We start from the raw sequence: 17,962 nt of genomic DNA on the forward strand, positions 1-17,962 counted from the left end.
ATTTATAGCTACGGAGCAGCTTTTTTCCATTCTCCTAAAAATGGTGTCATATACTACTATTTTTTAGCGATCGCAAAAGTTTTCGGTCTACTGAATATGGCTTGGCTTTCTGTATCAAGTTTCGTACTTGGTTTCTGTAGTATAGTAGCACATCTAGTTATTCCACTAGTCGCCCAACTAACACAGCCTTCAGAGCGGGGTAAAGTTATTGGAACCCTACTCAGTGGTATGATCCTCAGCGTTCTTCTCGCCCGTTCAGTCAGTGGGATAATTGGGGAATATCTGGGTTGGCGAGCCGTATATGGCATCTCAGCAGGTGTAATGCTTGTCTTAGCTTTTGTCATCCAAGGGCGGATACCTGTAAGTAAGCCTTCGTCTAGCCTGTCATACCAGCAACTAATGCAGAGTCTTATGCAACTAGTTCGTGAACAGCCTGTATTACGTGAAGCGGCGCTGAATGTTGCACTAGTATTTGCAGCCTTTAATGCTGCGTGGGTAACTCTAGTTTTTATACTAGAATCTCCCGCGTATAATTACGACAGTCGAGTTGCAGGTTTATTTGGCTTAGTTGGCTTAATTGGCGTTTTTACCACCCCAATTGTTGGACGAGTAGCAGATAAGCGCGGCCCCAGAATGTTAATTGGAGTAGCTGTTGTGCTATCTCTATCAGCTTTTGTCATCCTTTGGATAGCTGGTGGAACTCATTTGATGGGTCTTATATTAGGGGTGCTTATTCTTGACTTGGGAATGCATACTGGTTATGTTTCAAATCAAATCCGCGTCTACAACTTAGTTCCAAATGCTGAGAGCCGTTTGAATACGGTATACATGGTTACAAACTACACTGGCGGCGCACTTGGCTCTTTTCTTGGCACTTATGTCTGGGGATTGTGGCAATGGAACGGCGTTTGCGCCTTGGGATTATTTTTGTTGACAGTGGCGTTTATCGCTCATTTCAGTGTACGGAAGAGAAAATCTACAGCAGTTTAACTGGTCATGGAGACTGGGGACTGGGGATTGGGGATTGGGGATTGGGGACTGGGGACTGGGGACTGGGAAATTATTTCAAAACTTGGGAGGGGTCAAAATCGAATGGGACTAAGAAAAGCCGAAAGGCTTGTGTCACCTGGTTCCCAGTCTTCAGACTGGGAATGTATTCCCAGAGGGCTGCTGCCTCTGGTCAAGCCACTGGAGGCGGAGCCTCTGGGAACCAGTCAGTCCAAGGGCTGTGTCTTAACTTAGTGCCATTCGAGTCAAAGTCCCTTACATAATTCTTACAAGTAAAATCCTAGCCCCCAGTCCCTAATCCCCAGTCCCCAGTCCCCAGTCCCTAATCCCCAGTCCCTAATCCCCAATCCCTTTTACCTAGCAAGAGAAGGAATCAATATCAATGGCACATCTATTTGAACCATTCAAAATTCGTGAAGTTACCTTTCGCAACCGCATCGCCGTTTCACCGATGTGTCAATATTCCAGTACAAATGGATATGCTAACGATTGGCACTTTATTCATCTAGCCTCTCGCGCAGTTGGCGGTGCTGGTATAGTGATCACAGAAGCGGCAGCTGTGGAGCCGCGTGGACGCATTAGCCCGCAAGATTTGGGAATTTGGTCAGATTCACATATAGAAAGTTTAGCTAAGACCGTGGCATTAATTCATAACTTTGGTGCTGTTGCGGGTATTCAACTTGCTCACGCAGGTAGAAAGGCCAGCACTGCCAAACCGAGTAAGGGAGGAAAAGCACTAGATGAATCTCAGGAAGGTTGGCGGCCCGTAATTTCGAGTAGTGCGATCGCTTTTAGCCAAGATAGCCCAGTTCCAGAAGCCCTCAGCCTTGAGGGAATTCAAGAAGTTATTGATGCCTTTGCCCAAGCTGCCAAACGTTCTCTACAAGCTGGTTTCAAGGTAGTGGAAATTCATGCTGCCCACGGTTATCTACTGCACCAATTTCTCTCACCTCTTTCTAACCACCGTCAAGATGATTATGGTGGTAGCTTTGAAAACCGGACTCGTCTCCTCAGAGAAGTAGTTCAAGCAGTCCGAGAAGTTTGGCCCCAGACACATCCACTCTGGGTACGCATCTCCGCCACCGATTGGGTAAACAATGGCTGGGACATCGAGCAAAGTATCGCTTTGAGCGACAAACTCAAATCTCTAGGAGTTGATCTCATCGATACTTCCTCAGGCGGTACTATACCAGGCGTTCATATACCAATTAAACCTGGTTATCAGACTCAGTTTGCCGAACGCATCCGCCGCGAAGCTAATATTCATACAGGAGCCGTGGGCTTAATTACATCCCCTGAACAAGCTGACGAAATTATTCGTACAGAAGTAGCTGATATAGTGCTGTTAGGACGTGAACTCCTCCGCAATCCTTACTGGCCACATCTGGCAGCCAAACAGCTAGGACACGATAAACTCTGGCCTGTTCAATACGATCGCGCTTGGCTATAATTTCACCCATACTAAATTCTTACTTTTCACGTCATCTGAAAAGCTCTTATCCCGGATTTCTCACCACATCTCTCAAAACCTTGTGCTCTTGAGCAGAGGGGCAGAGGGGATTGAACTTGGCACATTGAACTCTCCTCTGCTCAAGAGCATTTCAAGCTTGTGAGAAATGCGGGTTATCTCTGTGTTCTCTGTGCCTCTGCGGTTATATAAATTGCTTCTAAACCGCAGAGACGCGGAGAGCGCTGAGAAAAACAAGAGATTTTATGAGTCACCTTGCAATGGCTTTCCTTGTTCCCATAGCAACAATGGGAACGAGAAACCAGGTAAGCAATTAGGAGACTTTTGTTATTGGCGAAAGTTTATCTTTTTTTGGGTCTTGGATGACTCAAATTGCTTTAGTATGGCTAGTTTATCAACTAACTAATTCGGCCGTATTAGTTGGTGTAGCTGGATTTACAAATCAAGCGATGGGCTTAGTTATTACTCCTTTAGTAGGAGTTTTGTTAGATCGTTGGAACTTACGATATGTCTGGAGCATTGGCAGGGTATTTTGGTGTTAGCAATGCTTTAATGTTTGGTGGTATCTGTTGTATTTTCGGAGCATACTTCTTTAGTAGACAACTGCCAAAAATAGGAAAAATAGTAGATCCAATTTACGCCCAGTTGGGGTTATTTCCACAATCCAATAAAGACTAAGTACAGCCCACCCAAAAAAGAGTATAGAATTGAATCATTATTTCATTAATTCATAGCGAATTAACTTTGGCAAAACTCTGCGTACCTCTGCGTTTACCTCTGTGTTCCTCTGCGTTTAAAAAAGTTACGAACTTATGCAAAGCTTTAGATGTTTTGTAGAGGCAATCGCCTAATTCCATCAACTGTTTAACTACGTTTCATACCCCATTTTTGCACTGTGTTGATTTCAATTAATCGAAAAAGATAATTGACAGCCAAACCCAAAATTGCAATTACCACTAATCCGGCAAATACGCGATCGGTTTGTAGGAAGTAGCGACTGTTATTAATCTGCCATCCTAAACCGCTGGTAGCACCTCCAGAACCAAACATTAATTCAGCGGCAATCACGGTACGCCAACCAAAAGCCCAAGCAGTTCTTAAGCCTGTTAAGATGTGAGGTAATGCAGCAGGGATCATGATTTCTCGAATTAATTTGAAACCATCTAGACCAAGGTTTTTACCCACCATCAGAACCGTTGGGTTGATAGTACTGAGTCCCATTTCTGTATTCAGGGCAATCGGCCAAGTTGTTGCATGGGCAGTAACTATGATAATAGAAACAGAAGTGAACCCAAACCAAATCATCACTAGGGGTAAAATAGCGATCGCAGGTAAAGGATTCAGCATTGAACTCATCACAATTAGCAAATCTTGACCAAAACGAGAAACTTTGGCGAAAGCTGCTAAAGCCGTACCCACAATCACACCCAAGACCATACCGATACATAACACAGACAAAGTACTGAGTGTTGCTTGCAGCAGTTTTTGACTCAATAAGTCGTGCCACAGTACTTCTAAAACTGCTATTGGGCCAGGAATCAGCAAGGCAGGAACTTGGGCAATCCATACATACAATTGCCAAAAAATCAATAAGCTACAAAAAATTACTCCGCGCCTGAAAGTACTACTGGCTTTGAGATCAGCATATAACTTCTCAAACTTCTCGGAATTTGCTGTTGTTCGACTCACAAATTTCATACTCTAAAAGCCTCACGTCGGGAATAATTGCCGAGTAAACTTTCTAGATAAACTAGCAACTTCGACAAACTTATTAGTGCTGATATTCTTACCTTCGCAGTAGCTATTATCAAAGACTCTAAATTAATCATTAAGTTAATCTCCCCCAGCACCTTTAAGCGGCGGTAAAATTAATTCATCAATTGATTTAGGCTGCTTGTTTAATATGCCAATTTCATGCATAAATGCTCCATATTGGAGGAATGCTCTTGGCTCAATTCCATAAGCCACTGCTTTATTCGTAAGCCACTTTTTATATTGTTCCTGTGAGACTTTTCCGCCATCTATTTCTGAGAGAATTTTGGCTGCTTCATCAGGTTTTTCATTCACGAGTTTAGTAGCATTGGCAATTGCGGTATACAAAGCTTTACCAAACTCAGGATATTGATTGTAGAATTTTTCAGTCATAAATACACTAGCTGCGCTAGTCTTGCCAAAAATATCAGAGCTTTTAATAATTACCCTACCACCTTTTTCAACTTCCTGAAATTGAAAAGGTGGCGTTGTAAAATGTGCATCAATTTGGCCAGTTAACAGCGATTGCAAACCTAGCGGGTGAGAAATCACTTGCAAGTTTTGATCGAGTACGGTGGGATTTCCTAATTCTTTTTGCGCCACCTTTCGTATTACAAGTGCTTGTATCCCATCTAGAGATGGTAAACCAATTTTCATTCCTGGCTTGATATCTTTGAGACTTTTGATGTTGGGATTTTTCGTTATTAACCAAAACTCACTATAGTTAAGTGAAGCTAATGTTTTCCAGCCCACGCCTTTATCCCAACCTACAAGAAATGCCCCAATACCACTTGCACCAGCTTGTATTTGATTAGCGATAACTCCATCTCTAATAGCTGCACCATTCGATAATTCTTGCCACTCAAATTGTGTCTTGGGAAATTGTTTTTCTAAAATTTGCTGCTGCTTGACAATAAGTAGATTAGCGTAATTAATTCCAGGTTGATAAGCAATGGTTACTTTTTCTGGTACTTGTGAAGTAGTTTTATTACCAGAAGCACAAGCGACAAATACAAACGTCAATAGTGCTAATCCAATCAATAAACTCCACGTTCTAAATCTCTTGAATATCATCATTTTTTGCCTTTTGTAAAAGATTTATGTTATTTTATTAAGTCAAACGATTTTCATCACCGTTTGTGAGAAAGTCTGATTTAACATCCAAAATACGGTAAATAGATAGACTTAGCGGACTTTGCAGTCTGACTGGAAGAAAGTGCAGCTAATATAGCGACTCTTGAATCTTGGCAACAAGCTATCGGACTGATTAAGACTACGGAAGTGTAATAACCATGCCATGAGAGCTTGAGTATTAGCATTAAATACTTACATCGCCATTGGTATCCTGAAAGACGAGAAACTAACTTTCCGCGAAAAATTTGAAGGTTTCACGTTTACCAAATTTGATGGTACAAAAGTCACGATTTAAAGCTTTCACTATAGACCTATCCATTAGTCACATCTTTCTTAACAAAAGCTGAAAGATAATTCCCAAGAGGATTGTAGCCCGGTCTCCGACTGGGAACGAGACATTTTTACTCATTAATTCGCTAGCTATATGAATAAAAATAACGCAATTAAAAAGATGCTGAGGAATAAAGCGAAACCAATAGCATATTCGACTCTGCGACTAAAAAATCCTACAGCGGCAATTAGAGCGATCGCTAGCCCAATAATGCCAATGTATTGCTCTTTTTGTAAACCTTGTGCAATGAGTGGATCTTTACCTGGTGCGGGAGTTTCTTGAACTGCTTTTGGGGCGAGTTCTGAGGTTGGTAGTTCTTGGATGAATAAATTCATAAAATTACTCCTAAAAATACTTGTTTAACTGAACTTTTTATGCTCGCCAAAGGTAAAGAAGCGAGAATAGGAAGACCCAAACTACATCAACAAAGTGCCAAAATAGAGTAGTCGCACTTGCACCGAAGTGAGTCTTATGATAATTGCCGGGAATGAATGAGCGAATCAGCATAATTATCTGAAGCACAACACCAGCCAAAACGTGTAAACCGTGGAAACCTGTCAGCAAGTAGAATGTGGAACCAACTAATCCTGTAGTGAGTTTGAAATCGAGATTTTTCCACTCAATTAATAGACCAATTAGGAAGTAGATTCCCATTGCGCTCGTGATCAGCCATAGTCCGCGAAATTTACTGAGTTGATTACGTTTGAGGGCATTTTCTGCTGCTTGAATTACAAAGCTACTAGAAAGCAATACTACCGTATTAATAATCACGAATGTAGACAATTTTGGCCCAGAAATACCGGGTGGTAGCCAGTTAGTAGTATTCAGTCTCAGAGCAACATAAGTAAAGATAAAACTCAAAAAAATGATACTTTCTGACAAGAGGAACACAGTAAACCCAAACATTCCTTTGCCATGATGATCTTCATGACTCCCGCCACCACTCGGCAAAAAGCGTTGTAACCAATTCGGTAAGCGTCGCCGCCACTGATCAAAACGGATCGGACTTTCATCTATATGGATGGTGCGATGTTGCATGATTTTGGGAATTGGGAATTGGGCATGGGAATTGGGAATTGGGCATGGGGCATGGGGCATTGGGCATTGGGAATTAGGATTAGAGATTTAAAAATTTATAACTATATCTCCTTCCTAATCCCTAGTCCCCAGTCCCCATTCCCCAATCCCCAATCCCTAGTCAGACTCACCATCATTAGAATTTTCCACGAATGAGTATTTTGGATCGCCGTAGTCGTAAGGAGGTCTGTTGACAATAGGAATCTCTTCAAAGTTATCTCGCGGAGGTGGTGAAGAAGTTGTCCATTCCAATCCTGTAGCGTGCCAGGGATTATCAACTGCTCTCGCTCCATATAGCCAGGAACCAACGATGTTAGCAATAAATGGTAGCGTGGATGCTCCCAGCAAGAACGATCCCAGGCTAGCGATGACGTTCCATCCCTGATACTGGGGATCGTAAGAGGAAATTCGGCGTAGCATTCCTTGCAAACCTAATGGGTGCATGGAAAAAAAGGTGATATTGGCAGGAATAAAGGTTAACCAGAAATGCAGTTTACCCCAACCCTCGGCGTACATCCTTCCAGTTATTTTGGGAAACCAGAAGTAAATTCCGGCAAAGATAGCCATCGTGATGGTATTAAAAACGATGTAGTGGAAGTGACCGACGACAAAATAAGTATTATTGACATGGATATCAAATGGCGTGGCAGCAAGCATTACACCAGTGACACCGCCAAAAATAAACATCGCTGCACCTCCCATCGCAAATAACATTGGTGTCTCTAGGTGCAATTTGCTCCTCCAGATGGTGGCAGTCCAAGCGAATGCCTTCACACCTGTGGGTATGGCAACTAACATTGAGGTGGCCATGAAGGTCATCCGCATCCAGCCAGGGGTTGCGCTGGTGAACATGTGATGCACCCAAACGAAGATGCTAATCCCAGCGATACCTAAAGTTGCGATCGCCACTGACCGATAGCCAAATAGAGGATTGCGAGCAAAGGCTGGCAGAATTTCCGCAATAATACCGAAGGCTGGTAGCGCCATGATATACACTGCGGGGTGAGAATAGAACCAAAATAAATGTTGGTAGATGATCGGATCGCCACTTCCTTCAGGTTTAAAAAATTGTGTACCGAAGGAGAGGTCAAGCAATAGCAGTATTAATGCACCCGTCAAAGAAGGTAAGTTAATCAGCTGCAACAACTGGGCGCTAAAAACTGACCACACAAAAACCGGCATTCGGAAAAATGTCATCCCTGGCGATCGCATCCAAAAGATAGTAGTAACAAAGTTGATCGCCCCCATAATTGAGGAGATGCCGATTAATACTAGGCTAACTATCCAAATAAATTGACCGTTAATCAACTGACCGGCTGGAACTTGCAGACTAACTGGTGGATAAGACCACCAGCCAGCTTGTGCAGTCCCGTTTGGTAGTAAGAAACTAGACAGTAGTAGAAGACCGGCTGGTGGTAGAATCCAAAAAGAGATGGCATTGAGCAGGGGAAAAGCCATATCCCGCGCTCCAACCATCAGCGGTACTAGGTAGTTAGAAAGACCTGCATTGAAGGGAATAATCCACAGGAAAATCATGATTGTCCCGTGCATGGTGAATAAACCATTGTAGAGGGGGCGGTCAACTAAATTTGCTTCCGGGGTAAGCAACTCAGCCCGGATGATCATCGCCAACAGCCCGCCGAGAAGAAAGAAAATGAAGGTCATCACCATGTACTGAACACCGATTACCTTATGGTCGGTGCTGAAGCTGAAATATTCCCGCCAGTTATTCTCAGGTTCTCTATCTTTGGCTATAGCTTCACTCATATCATGTGTCATTATCTATCTTCCTTTGATTCGCTACAGCCGGTTGAGCAGGTGTGACTGTGTACCAGCCGCTTTTAAATAATGTCTTTGGTGGTTGGATATTTTCGGCAACTGCCTGGTTTGTAGTGTTTGTAGTTTCGCTAGAGACTGTTTGCGCGAGCCACTGATTATACTTATCAAGGGATTCAACGTATACATCTGCCTCCATCAAGGCAAAATAAGCACCACTGAATTGAGAATCTTTCAGTCGATATTTACCTGAGCGAATCGGTGTAATCACAATATCAATGTTGCGCCCTGGAACAATATCTTGCTTTAAACGAAACTCAGGAATGTAAAAGCCGTGGATTACTTTCTCTGCCTGCATCTTTAAGCGAGTGCTGCGATTGAGTGGCAAGTGTAATTCCTTAGTGGTAAGGTTATTTGGATAGCGAAAAGACCAATCCCATTGCCTAACGAAAACATCAATTGTTTCAGACGCAGGTTTGGGAATATCGCTGACGTTCGCAGCGTAGGCGGGCGCAGATTCTAGGGGTGTGTGCAAATGCACTATTTGGTTTAAACCCAGAATATTTAATTGCTGATAAATATTAAAGCTTTGCAAGGCAATCCATATTACTAACAGAGTCGGGGTAGCTGTCCACAATATTTCTAGCCTCCCATCACCTCTAGAAGGGTGTCCCTCGGTGTAGTCTTCCGGGGGGGCACGATGAAAGGCGATCGCATACACCATCACACCAATCAGCCCCAGCAAGATAAATGCTCCAATTGAGACTAAAAAGCTAAATAAATCATCTACCCGTTGTGCTTCTGCTGTTGCTTGAGGAGGCATCCAAGAAAACGCCTGTTGTCCAATCCACCGACTGCCAATCATTAGCACTGCTACATAAAAGGCTATTAGTACATATTCCCAAAAACTAAACATAATAATTTCATCTAAGAGTACTTCCCGCTTGATTATTTGAGTAGTAAATTTGGGTTTCTACCTTCTTGGAGTAACTTCGCAGCAGTAACGTGAATTCCAAACTCTTCTCCCAATTGCGCCCCCAAAGTTCCATGAACGAATAATATTGCCAATATTCCCATACCTGCTAACAAGTAACTCCACTGCACTTGCCTAGAAGCATCCTTACGCCAGCGATAGCGTTGCAAACCTCTCCATATTGTCATGGCTGCGATCGCTCCCAACAGCAAAATGCCACCCAAACCATGCAAAAGCATTGTCCAACCAGCAGTTAACCCCCAAACGCTCTTTTGAACGACTGGTGGATTTGCTAGCAATAGCTCAAAAAAACCAGCTGCAACGGTGAAAAAGGTAATAAAAGCTGCTCCTATGAGGTTATACCAGCCGACATCAAAGAAACCAGAACGTAAGGTAGCTAGACCCAAAAATTTGAAGATTGGTTTTTCTAAAGCAAAAAGCACTCCGGCAATATCAAAAATGATGGCAATAATGAACAAGCCCAATGTTAAATGTACCAGTTGCGGATGTATGGGAATCTCATAAGGTAATCCGTTAGCATTTAGTCTTAATCTCAACTGGTCAATAAGTTGCCAGTTCATGGCGAAACTCCCTGCTTCATAGCTTGCACAACTGGCTCGATGTGTAACCCATACACCCAAACTAGCTTGCTTCCTAGATAGACTTGCAAGCATACTAAGCAGACTAAAAACGTTGCAGCACCCAAATAAGCAGGCGGTACTTTTCGTGGACTGCTATTGCGAATCACGAAACGCCAAGCTGTAATGCCAACGACAATAGCTGCCAGCGACCAACCCATGACCGTATGAAAATTTAATGTTGGTTGAACTGCTGGATAGATGTTCGCCAGACCTGCTTCAAACTGACCAACAATCACTGCTATAAAGATAGCTGCTGAGGCCACAAACATATTCCAGAAACTCACCTCAAACAAACGCACATTGCGTGTGAAATAGCCCAGAACATCGCACACAAAAGAAAAAAGCACCATTGCAATTACAAAGTGGACAATGATAGGGTGTAGAGGGTCAGGGTATGGTAAATTTTGGTTATTTAGAGACAGAGCAAGCATCGCTAATTATTTTTCCCAAATATCAAAATTCACTAAAAATAGCCATAATCTTAGTTGATATATATCCAAAATGGCATTTATAAATACAAAAAATGGTTGCTATTGATTATTAAATTAGTTATTTTACAATAGCCAATTTAATCAGGTATTTTAAATGCAGCCAAAAAACCTTAGCGTCTTATATGTTTTTCTTGTTTAAGTCATCCTAAATTGATCAACTAAGAACTTTACTTTAACTAATAACCTAACTTGCTCTGAATATACCATACATCTGACTTAAGATTGATATAAGCTGTAAAATTACAATTTTACAAATCTTAAAAAGAAAGACATACTATTGTCACAGAAATGACAAATAGTTGAAATATTTTTCATAATTGCCAATCTCTCCATCTTAAGAGGTTGTTTGAAAAGTCTAAATTATTACTTGTCCTGGCGACTAGAAGTCGCGGCTACACGAGACTTTACCCACCTACGTGGGTTAAAAACCCTTGATTTTGTATTAGTCCACGGAGGTGGACTAAGTTTTGTGTAGTAGCGACTTCTAGTCGCCTAAAACTTTTCAAACATCCTCTAAGACGTACTCAAGATACTTCGTCGAAATGGTTATATTTGGATTATAAATGCCCAAAAAATTACAGCAATTTGCAAGTAAATGAGGTACAAAATGTAGGACTTCAAATCAGATTTAAAAGGGAACAGGGAACGGGCAACAGGCAACAGGGAAATCCCCATAATTAAAATCAGGGGATTTGTACAAGGACACATTGAAACATCGTGGCTGACGCCATCTCGTTTCAAATATTTTTATCTCTTTTCATAAATAAATTTAGGGGCTTTAAACCCTGTATTCGGGGCTAATTTTTTTTCTGTTCCCTGTTAAGAGTTCCCGCCCCGAAGGGGCTTGGTAAACAGTTTCTACCTCCTGCCTCCAAACCTGTAGCTTTGTACTTCATACAAAAGAAAACTGCTGGATCTCTTATGATGAATAATCAGGTATAACTTCTAGTTCTTGATAACCTGTTTCTTGGTCAAAAATTCTATTAAAAGTAAATTCTTCACTTGCACCAATAACTATTTCAGCAGTTGTGTAGATAATGCATCCATCGTCGAGATGTCCACCGATTGTTTTGCCTTCTCGATCAGAAATAGCAATATGCAAATGCACGCCTGTAGTTGCTATTGTACCGTTGAGGGCGATGATTTCAAATTTGTCGGTTAATACTGTACTGATGTCTTGATTAGCAAAGCGAATTTTTGCTTCTTCTAGGCTACCAATAGCACTTAATATAAACCCTGCTTTGATGTTTTTCTGTTTGACAAAATTCTTTAAGCTTTGTCTTAAATCGTCGTGAGGTTTCAATCTGATCGCAAAAACTTTCATTAGTCAATGTATTTAATTTAGTTGTTTAAGTAATCTCTAGTAATTAAACCACATAACAATTATCAGGATTTTTACTGAACCATCAAGACAATAAATATCACTAAGATATAGATAAGTATTATCAGGATGCCGAATATGTCAGATTTTCCGCTTCAGTGCCAAGATTTGAAAGAGCAGGTTGAATCTATATTACAACTTTTACAACAAGAACCAACACTACGTTCTGAAGATATTACACCTGTACGAACTTCTTTAATTAAGGCGATTTCTCCGAAGTTTGAGATTGTATTTGCAGGTGCGTTTAGTGCTGGGAAATCAATGCTAATCAATGCACTATTAGAGAGGGAATTACTCTACAGCGCAGAGGGACACGCTACAGGTACAGAATGTAAAATCGAGTATGCAGAAGTAGATCAAGAACGTGTTGTTTTGACGTTTTTAAGTGAAGCAGAGATTCGGGAACAAGCAGTTTCTTTATGTCAGCAATTAGGATTTAAGATAGTAGCTAATATCAATCAAGCTGATGTAATTAACTTGTTGCGTCAAAGTTCTGAAGCGATTATTCAACAGGAAGGTGGTGAGAGTAAATCAGAACGTGCAAAACAGGCGAAGGCCTTGATGTTGTTGCTAGAGGGATATATAGCAAACCGCGATCGCATCTACACGGTTAATAATGCTACATATTCAATGGAGCAATTTAACTTTTCCAATCTCAAGGAAGCGGCTGGATATGCCCGTCGTGGTAGTAATAGTGCCGTATTGAAGCGGATAGAATATTACTGTCATCATCCTCTGCTAGAAGATGGTAATGTAATTATTGATACACCTGGTATCGATGCGCCAGTAGAAAAAGATGCACAGCTAACTTATGCCAAAATTCAACATCCTGATACTTCAGCGGTGGTATGTGTGCTAAAACCTGCTTCGGCGGGTGAGATGACAAAAGAAGAAACTGAACTTTTGGAATTAATGCGAGAGAATGGGGGAGTACGCGATCGCGTCTTCTACATCTTCAACCGCATCGACGAGACTTGGTACAATACCCAACTACGGCAACGATTAGACGATTTAATTAGCGGGCAGTTTTACAATTCCAGCAAGGTTTATAAAACCAGTGGATTATTAGGATTTTACGGCAGTCAGATTAAACAGACAAACCAAAAAGATAGATTTGGTTTAGACTCTGTTTTCGCGGAAAGTATTAAAGGTTTAGATGGGAAAGAAGAAACACCACAATTCGTCTATGCGTTTAACAACTACTGTGTAAATTCAGGAAAGCTGTCTGCCACTAAATTTCGTGTCTCTGTGAATGGCTTTGAAACCCCAAATCAAAATTATGTGCGGATTTTGGGAGATTGGGGAAATGAACTAATACAACAGCTAATTCAAGATAGTGGGACTGAGGAATTTCGTACAGCAATTACTCGCTATCTTACCGAAGAAAAGCGTCCACAATTATTTAAAAATCTTGCTGATGATTTGGAAGATATTTGTATTAAACTGAAGAAACATTATCAGAGTGTCCAACGCAATTTAGATAGTCAGCCTCAAGAAATTGAGACGATGAAGGCGCAAGAATTGCAAGGACTAAATCAGCAACTCCAACAAATTGGCAAAGATTTCAGTGAGCATATCATAGAAGAAGTCAACCATGTGATTAATAATTCTTGTGATAGTTTTGAAGCAGATTTTAAGCAATTGCAATCACGAATGATTCGCCGTCTAGATGAATTGCTAGATACTTTTTCTGTAGCTTATGCTTATCGACGTGCAACTATCAGCCATCCCCGCAACGCTACTGCACCTTTAATTGCTATTTTAGTAGAGGCATTTTATTACTTAGCAAATCAATTAGAAGATATTTTGGTTGAATCTTCTCAGCAGGTAGTTGCAAATTATTTTCAGCGGTTGATTGAAAAGATTCGTAAGTCAGAATATTATCGCCAATTGTATCGTTTATTAGATTGTGATGGCGGCATTGAACAAGAGATGAGAAGTTTAGAAAAACAAGTTAGTCAAGCCTTAGTGAGTGCAGCTAGCGTAGAGTGCGATCGCTTTGTGCGAGAAAGTCCTAGATTTTATGATGAAGGCACTTTTTCTATATATCAATTTCGCCAAACTCTATTACAAACTTCTCAAGGTTACGACGCTGAAAGTATCATAGAAGCAGAGCCAGCAATTAGACAGTTATTGAAGTTAGATTTTGAACCCAAAGTTTCCCAAACTATTCGTAAGTCTTTCCGTCAAACCATCAACCAAACGCTCAAAACCCAGTTGTTACCAATGGCAGATCAGCAAGCAGATGAGATTTTGCAGCAATATCCACAGGCGCGTGCTTATCTAGAGAAAACACTAGAACAAGAGGCTGAAGAAAAAATTGCGAATAATCGCCGATTATTAAATATTGTTGAAGAAAATATTGCAGCATATAATTCAGCTGCCTCTAGTATTAATACTTGTTTGCAGGCGATGCAATTATATGACAATCTTTTGCCCGTAATTGGTAATACAGATTTTATATAGGAATCCATCTGGTCATTTGAAAAACATTACGAGAAAATACTTAGGGGGTAAATATGTTTAATAATTTAAATGTATTTGGTTTGCCCCCTACTTTATCTTTTATTTATAAATATTCTATTTTCTTAAATTTATTAAGATCGGGTTGAATTTAAAACTTTTTTAGGGGAGTATTAGATACACAGATAAGATAATACTTTGTTTATGAACTTAAATTTAGAGACATCAAGCAAAACAACTGATCCAAACAACAACTGGTATAAAACTGATAATTTATCAATGGGTTTCAGCTATCAAGCCGCAGTGAATACACTAGGACAAAAGGCACTTTCAGGGATTGAATTGTCGTATTTGTTCCAAGATACAGTTGTGTTGGTAGCTCAAATACTAGATATAAAATATAGTCGAATTTGGCAACTACTTTCAGATAGTAATTCTTTACGTCAAGTCGCTAGCCTTGGAGAGACACCTTTAGAAACAGACTCTACTGAGATTAATATCACAACCGATCAGCAAGTCCAAAAATTATTAGAGAATACTCAGCCAATTATTAAGCTAAACACGCCCTCTTGTGAGATAGATGATTTAACTATCCCTTCTCCTCCAGATAGCGTTACTGGTTTGAGTGTATTAATTCCTGGTGCAAGTAAAGCTTTAGGTTTCCTAGAAGTATATGCTAGCGAGGCAAGAGATTTTTCTTCAGATGATGTTCATTTTTTGCAATCTGTAACCCATATATTAGCAACAGCGATTGAACGCAAACGTTCAGAAGCGTTAATGTACACCCAAAGCAAAATTTTAGAACAAGTGACTTTTGGAGTTAACCTATATGAAATTTTTAATAATCTTTGTATTTTGCTAGAGCAAGAATTACCAGGGGCGTATTGCTCAATTTTAGTTGTAGATCAAGAAAATCGACAACTGCGGGGAGGAGCAGCACCAACTTTACCAGAAGAATTTGCTAAGGGTGTGGATGGTTTGATGATTGGTGAATGTTGTGGTTCTTGTGGTACTGCTGCTTATCGAGGAGATTCAGTATTTGCTAATGATATTGCTACTGATGTTTTATGGGCTGATTTTCGAGATTTCGCTTTGAGTTACAATATTAGAGCTTGTTGGTCATCACCTTTTACTTCACAAATTGGTGAAGTTTTAGGGACATTTGCTATATCTCATAAATTTCCCTGTCATCCAACTCCGCATCATCTAGAAATTCTGAAAACAGCTACCCATATTGCCAGTATTGCGACAGAAACCGTCAGAGCCGCAGAAGCTTTGCAAAAGGCTAACAACGAGTTAGAACGAAAAGTTACAGAACGAACAGCTGCATTAAGAAAGGCTCTGCTTGACTTACAAAAGACACAAGCTCAACTGGTTCACAGTGAAAAAATGTCGAGTTTAGGACAAATGGTAGCAGGGGTTGCCCATGAGATTAACAATCCCATTAGTTTTATTGCTGGTAATCTCGGATATGCAAATCGCTACATCAATGATTTACTAGATTTAATTGCAGTTTATCAAGAGCAATATCCTCAAGAAAATCCCACCATAGCAGCGAAAATAAATACTATTGATCTAGAGTACTTGTGTGACGATCTACCTAAATTAATGACATCTATGACAGTAGGTAGTGAGCGAATTACAGAAATTGTTCTTGGCTTACGGAACTTCTCGCGACTAGATGAAGCAAAAATGAAGTCTGTAGATATTCATGAAGGTATAGATAACACATTAATGATTCTGAATCATCAGTTGATACTGCCCAACAAATTACCTGAGATCCAGATAGTTAAGGACTATAGTAACCTACCAATGGTTAGTTGTTATGTAAACCAGTTGAATCAGGTTTTTATGAATATTCTTAATAACGCAATTTATACCTTAAAGGAGAATATTCAATCTTGGCAGTCTGAAAATCAGATACCAACTATTCAAATTAAGACTTTACTTTTAGACAAAGAGACGATTTTAATTAGTATCAAAGATAATGGCTCTGGTATGAATCCAGAGATTCAGGAACATATCTTTGATCCTTTCTTCACTACAAAACCTGTTGGTAAAGGAACTGGTTTAGGGTTATCCATCAGTTATCAGATTGTTGTCGAAAAGCACCAGGGTAAGCTCAGTTGTATCTCTGCATTAGGTAAGGGAACTGAATTTCAAATTGAAATTCCTATTCAAATTTTAAATAGTCAGTAATAACATTGATCTCTAGGAGTCTTATATTACAATACGCTTGGGTTGTAGAGACGGCGATAAATCGCCGTCTCTACAAGTGTTTTGGGCTTAACTGAACCGTATTGTGTTATAATTACATCTTTGCCAAACTGGGTACTGGGTATTAGGAAAACAATCTCTAGTCCCCAACTCAATGGTTATGACTATCAAACGTCGGGAATTTCTCACAAGCTGTGGATTTGCTACCTTAGCTACCCAGATACCAACACTTACTGCTCAAGGTAAGCCATCTCCAAACACTATCCACAAGCCGCCTCGCTTGCAAGTGGGCGATACAGTAGGATTGATTTCCCCTGCGGGTATCGTTGACGCCAAAGATATTGAAGCAGCGCAGCAATCATTTTCACAGTTAGGGTTAAAAGTCAAGCTGGGGAAGCACATTTTAGACCGTTACGGCTATTTAGCAGGTAAAGATGCCGATCGCGCTGATGATGTAAACTTGATGTTTAGCGATCGCAGCATAAAAGCGATTATTCCTATGCGTGGTGGTTGGGGCTGTAATCGCATTTTACCTTTACTCAACTACTCGCTGATCCGCTCCCATCCGAAAATTATCATCGGGTACAGTGATATCACGACACTATTGTTAGCAATTAATGCCCGTAGTCAAATGATTACTTTTCACGGGCCAGTTGCCACCTCTACCTGGAATCAGTTTACAGTGGATTACTTCAAGCGCATCCTATTTAATGGTGAAGCTGTGACTATGCAAAATCTCAACCCTAGCGAAGTGAAGGTGGAGATAATCTCACCAGGAAAGGCGAGGGGTAAACTTGTAGGTGGAAACTTATCAGTGCTATCAGCGATGCTAGGTTCACCTTACCTACCTTCTTGGAACAAAAGCATCCTGTTTGTGGAAGAAGTTGGCGAGGATGTTTACCGTGTAGATAGAATGCTGACGCAGTTAAAAACTGCTGGGATACTTAATCAAATTGCTGGCTTTATCTTTGGACAATGCACTAAATGTAGTCTTGGAGATGAACCGTCATTTACATTAATGCAAGTATTGCAAGATCATATACTTCCTTTAGGGATTCCTGCTTGGTACGGTTCAATGATTGGCCATATTAAAGATAAATTTACCTTGCCAATCGGTGTAGAAGTAGAAATAGATACTGGACTTGGGACAATACGAATGTTAGAGGTGGCTGTTAATTGATTTGGGATTTTAGATTGACCCCATACCTAGCAATTTGAGATTTTAAATTTATTTCGCGTAACTTGCTCCA

Annotated in this window: 16 protein-coding genes; 7 read left to right on the forward strand and 9 right to left on the reverse strand. The window is 40.6% G+C overall.

Annotation, left to right across the window (positions count from 1 at the left end; translation table 11 throughout):
• The 4 genes from V7K67_RS27900 to V7K67_RS27915 all read left to right on the forward strand — a co-directional run.
• Positions 1–990, forward strand: a 990-nt coding sequence (locus V7K67_RS27900) for an MFS transporter (RefSeq protein WP_335169329.1), incomplete at its 5' end; no start/stop codon positions are given.
• A gap of 6 nt (positions 991–996) precedes the next feature.
• Complete coding sequence (locus tag V7K67_RS27905) at positions 997–1,242, forward strand: hypothetical protein (protein ID WP_335169331.1); 246 nt, start codon at positions 997–999, stop codon at positions 1,240–1,242.
• Positions 1,243–1,390: 148 nt separating this feature from the next.
• Positions 1,391–2,458, forward strand: coding sequence for an NADPH dehydrogenase NamA (gene namA, locus V7K67_RS27910; protein ID WP_334709213.1), 1,068 nt, complete (start codon positions 1,391–1,393; stop codon positions 2,456–2,458).
• A gap of 380 nt (positions 2,459–2,838) precedes the next feature.
• Complete coding sequence (locus tag V7K67_RS27915; protein WP_334731712.1) at positions 2,839–3,018, forward strand: hypothetical protein; 180 nt, start codon at positions 2,839–2,841, stop codon at positions 3,016–3,018.
• A gap of 322 nt (positions 3,019–3,340) precedes the next feature.
• Here V7K67_RS27915 and V7K67_RS27920 read toward each other — a convergent pair whose 3' ends face one another.
• The 9 genes from V7K67_RS27920 to V7K67_RS27960 form a co-directional block, all read right to left on the reverse strand.
• A complete protein-coding gene (locus V7K67_RS27920) occupies positions 3,341–4,165 on the reverse strand; it encodes an ABC transporter permease (protein WP_334709215.1) in 825 nt (274 codons plus the stop codon).
• A 144-nt stretch (positions 4,166–4,309) separates the two neighbouring features.
• Positions 4,310–5,305, reverse strand: a complete 996-nt coding sequence (locus tag V7K67_RS27925; protein WP_335169334.1) for an ABC transporter substrate-binding protein — start codon at positions 5,303–5,305, stop codon at positions 4,310–4,312.
• A 477-nt stretch (positions 5,306–5,782) separates the two neighbouring features.
• Positions 5,783–6,028 (reverse strand): hypothetical protein, encoded by a 246-nt coding sequence (locus V7K67_RS27930; protein WP_334709219.1) that lies wholly within the window; start codon positions 6,026–6,028, stop codon positions 5,783–5,785.
• Positions 6,029–6,065: 37 nt separating this feature from the next.
• Complete coding sequence (locus V7K67_RS27935) at positions 6,066–6,731, reverse strand: cytochrome c oxidase subunit 3 (RefSeq protein ID WP_334709220.1); 666 nt, start codon at positions 6,729–6,731, stop codon at positions 6,066–6,068.
• Between the two features lie 156 nt (positions 6,732–6,887).
• Positions 6,888–8,549, reverse strand: a complete 1,662-nt coding sequence (locus V7K67_RS27940) for a cytochrome c oxidase subunit I (protein WP_334731714.1) — start codon at positions 8,547–8,549, stop codon at positions 6,888–6,890.
• The gene (locus tag V7K67_RS27945; protein WP_334731715.1) at positions 8,539–9,462 is read right to left on the reverse strand and encodes a cytochrome c oxidase subunit II; all 924 of its coding nucleotides are present in this window, start codon (positions 9,460–9,462) and stop codon (positions 8,539–8,541) included. Before V7K67_RS27945 ends, V7K67_RS27940 begins: the two co-directional genes overlap by 11 nt.
• Before the next feature lie 32 nt (positions 9,463–9,494).
• On the reverse strand, positions 9,495–10,100 hold the full coding sequence (locus V7K67_RS27950; RefSeq protein ID WP_334731716.1) for a DUF2231 domain-containing protein: 606 nt from the start codon (positions 10,098–10,100) through the stop codon (positions 9,495–9,497).
• Positions 10,097–10,591, reverse strand: a complete 495-nt coding sequence (locus V7K67_RS27955; protein ID WP_334709224.1) for a DUF2231 domain-containing protein — start codon at positions 10,589–10,591, stop codon at positions 10,097–10,099. Before V7K67_RS27955 ends, V7K67_RS27950 begins: the two co-directional genes overlap by 4 nt.
• Before the next feature lie 979 nt (positions 10,592–11,570).
• Positions 11,571–11,975: a PPC domain-containing DNA-binding protein gene (locus V7K67_RS27960; protein ID WP_334709225.1), complete on the reverse strand. Its 405-nt coding sequence runs from the start codon at positions 11,973–11,975 to the stop codon at positions 11,571–11,573.
• 135 nt (positions 11,976–12,110) lie between these two features.
• On the opposite strand from V7K67_RS27960, the gene V7K67_RS27965 reads away from it, so the two are divergent.
• From V7K67_RS27965 to V7K67_RS27975, 3 genes are all read left to right on the forward strand, one after another.
• On the forward strand, positions 12,111–14,498 hold the full coding sequence (locus tag V7K67_RS27965; RefSeq protein WP_335169337.1) for a dynamin-like GTPase family protein: 2,388 nt from the start codon (positions 12,111–12,113) through the stop codon (positions 14,496–14,498).
• Positions 14,499–14,699: 201 nt separating this feature from the next.
• A complete protein-coding gene (locus V7K67_RS27970) occupies positions 14,700–16,694 on the forward strand; it encodes a GAF domain-containing sensor histidine kinase (RefSeq protein ID WP_335169339.1) in 1,995 nt (664 codons plus the stop codon).
• 178 nt (positions 16,695–16,872) lie between these two features.
• Positions 16,873–17,892, forward strand: a complete 1,020-nt coding sequence (locus V7K67_RS27975) for a S66 peptidase family protein (RefSeq protein ID WP_335169341.1) — start codon at positions 16,873–16,875, stop codon at positions 17,890–17,892.
• Positions 17,893–17,962 lie beyond the last annotated feature (70 nt).

The sequence above is a fragment of the Nostoc sp. genome, assembly GCF_036917155.1.
Taxonomy (GTDB): Bacteria; Cyanobacteriota; Cyanobacteriia; order Cyanobacteriales; family Nostocaceae; genus Nostoc.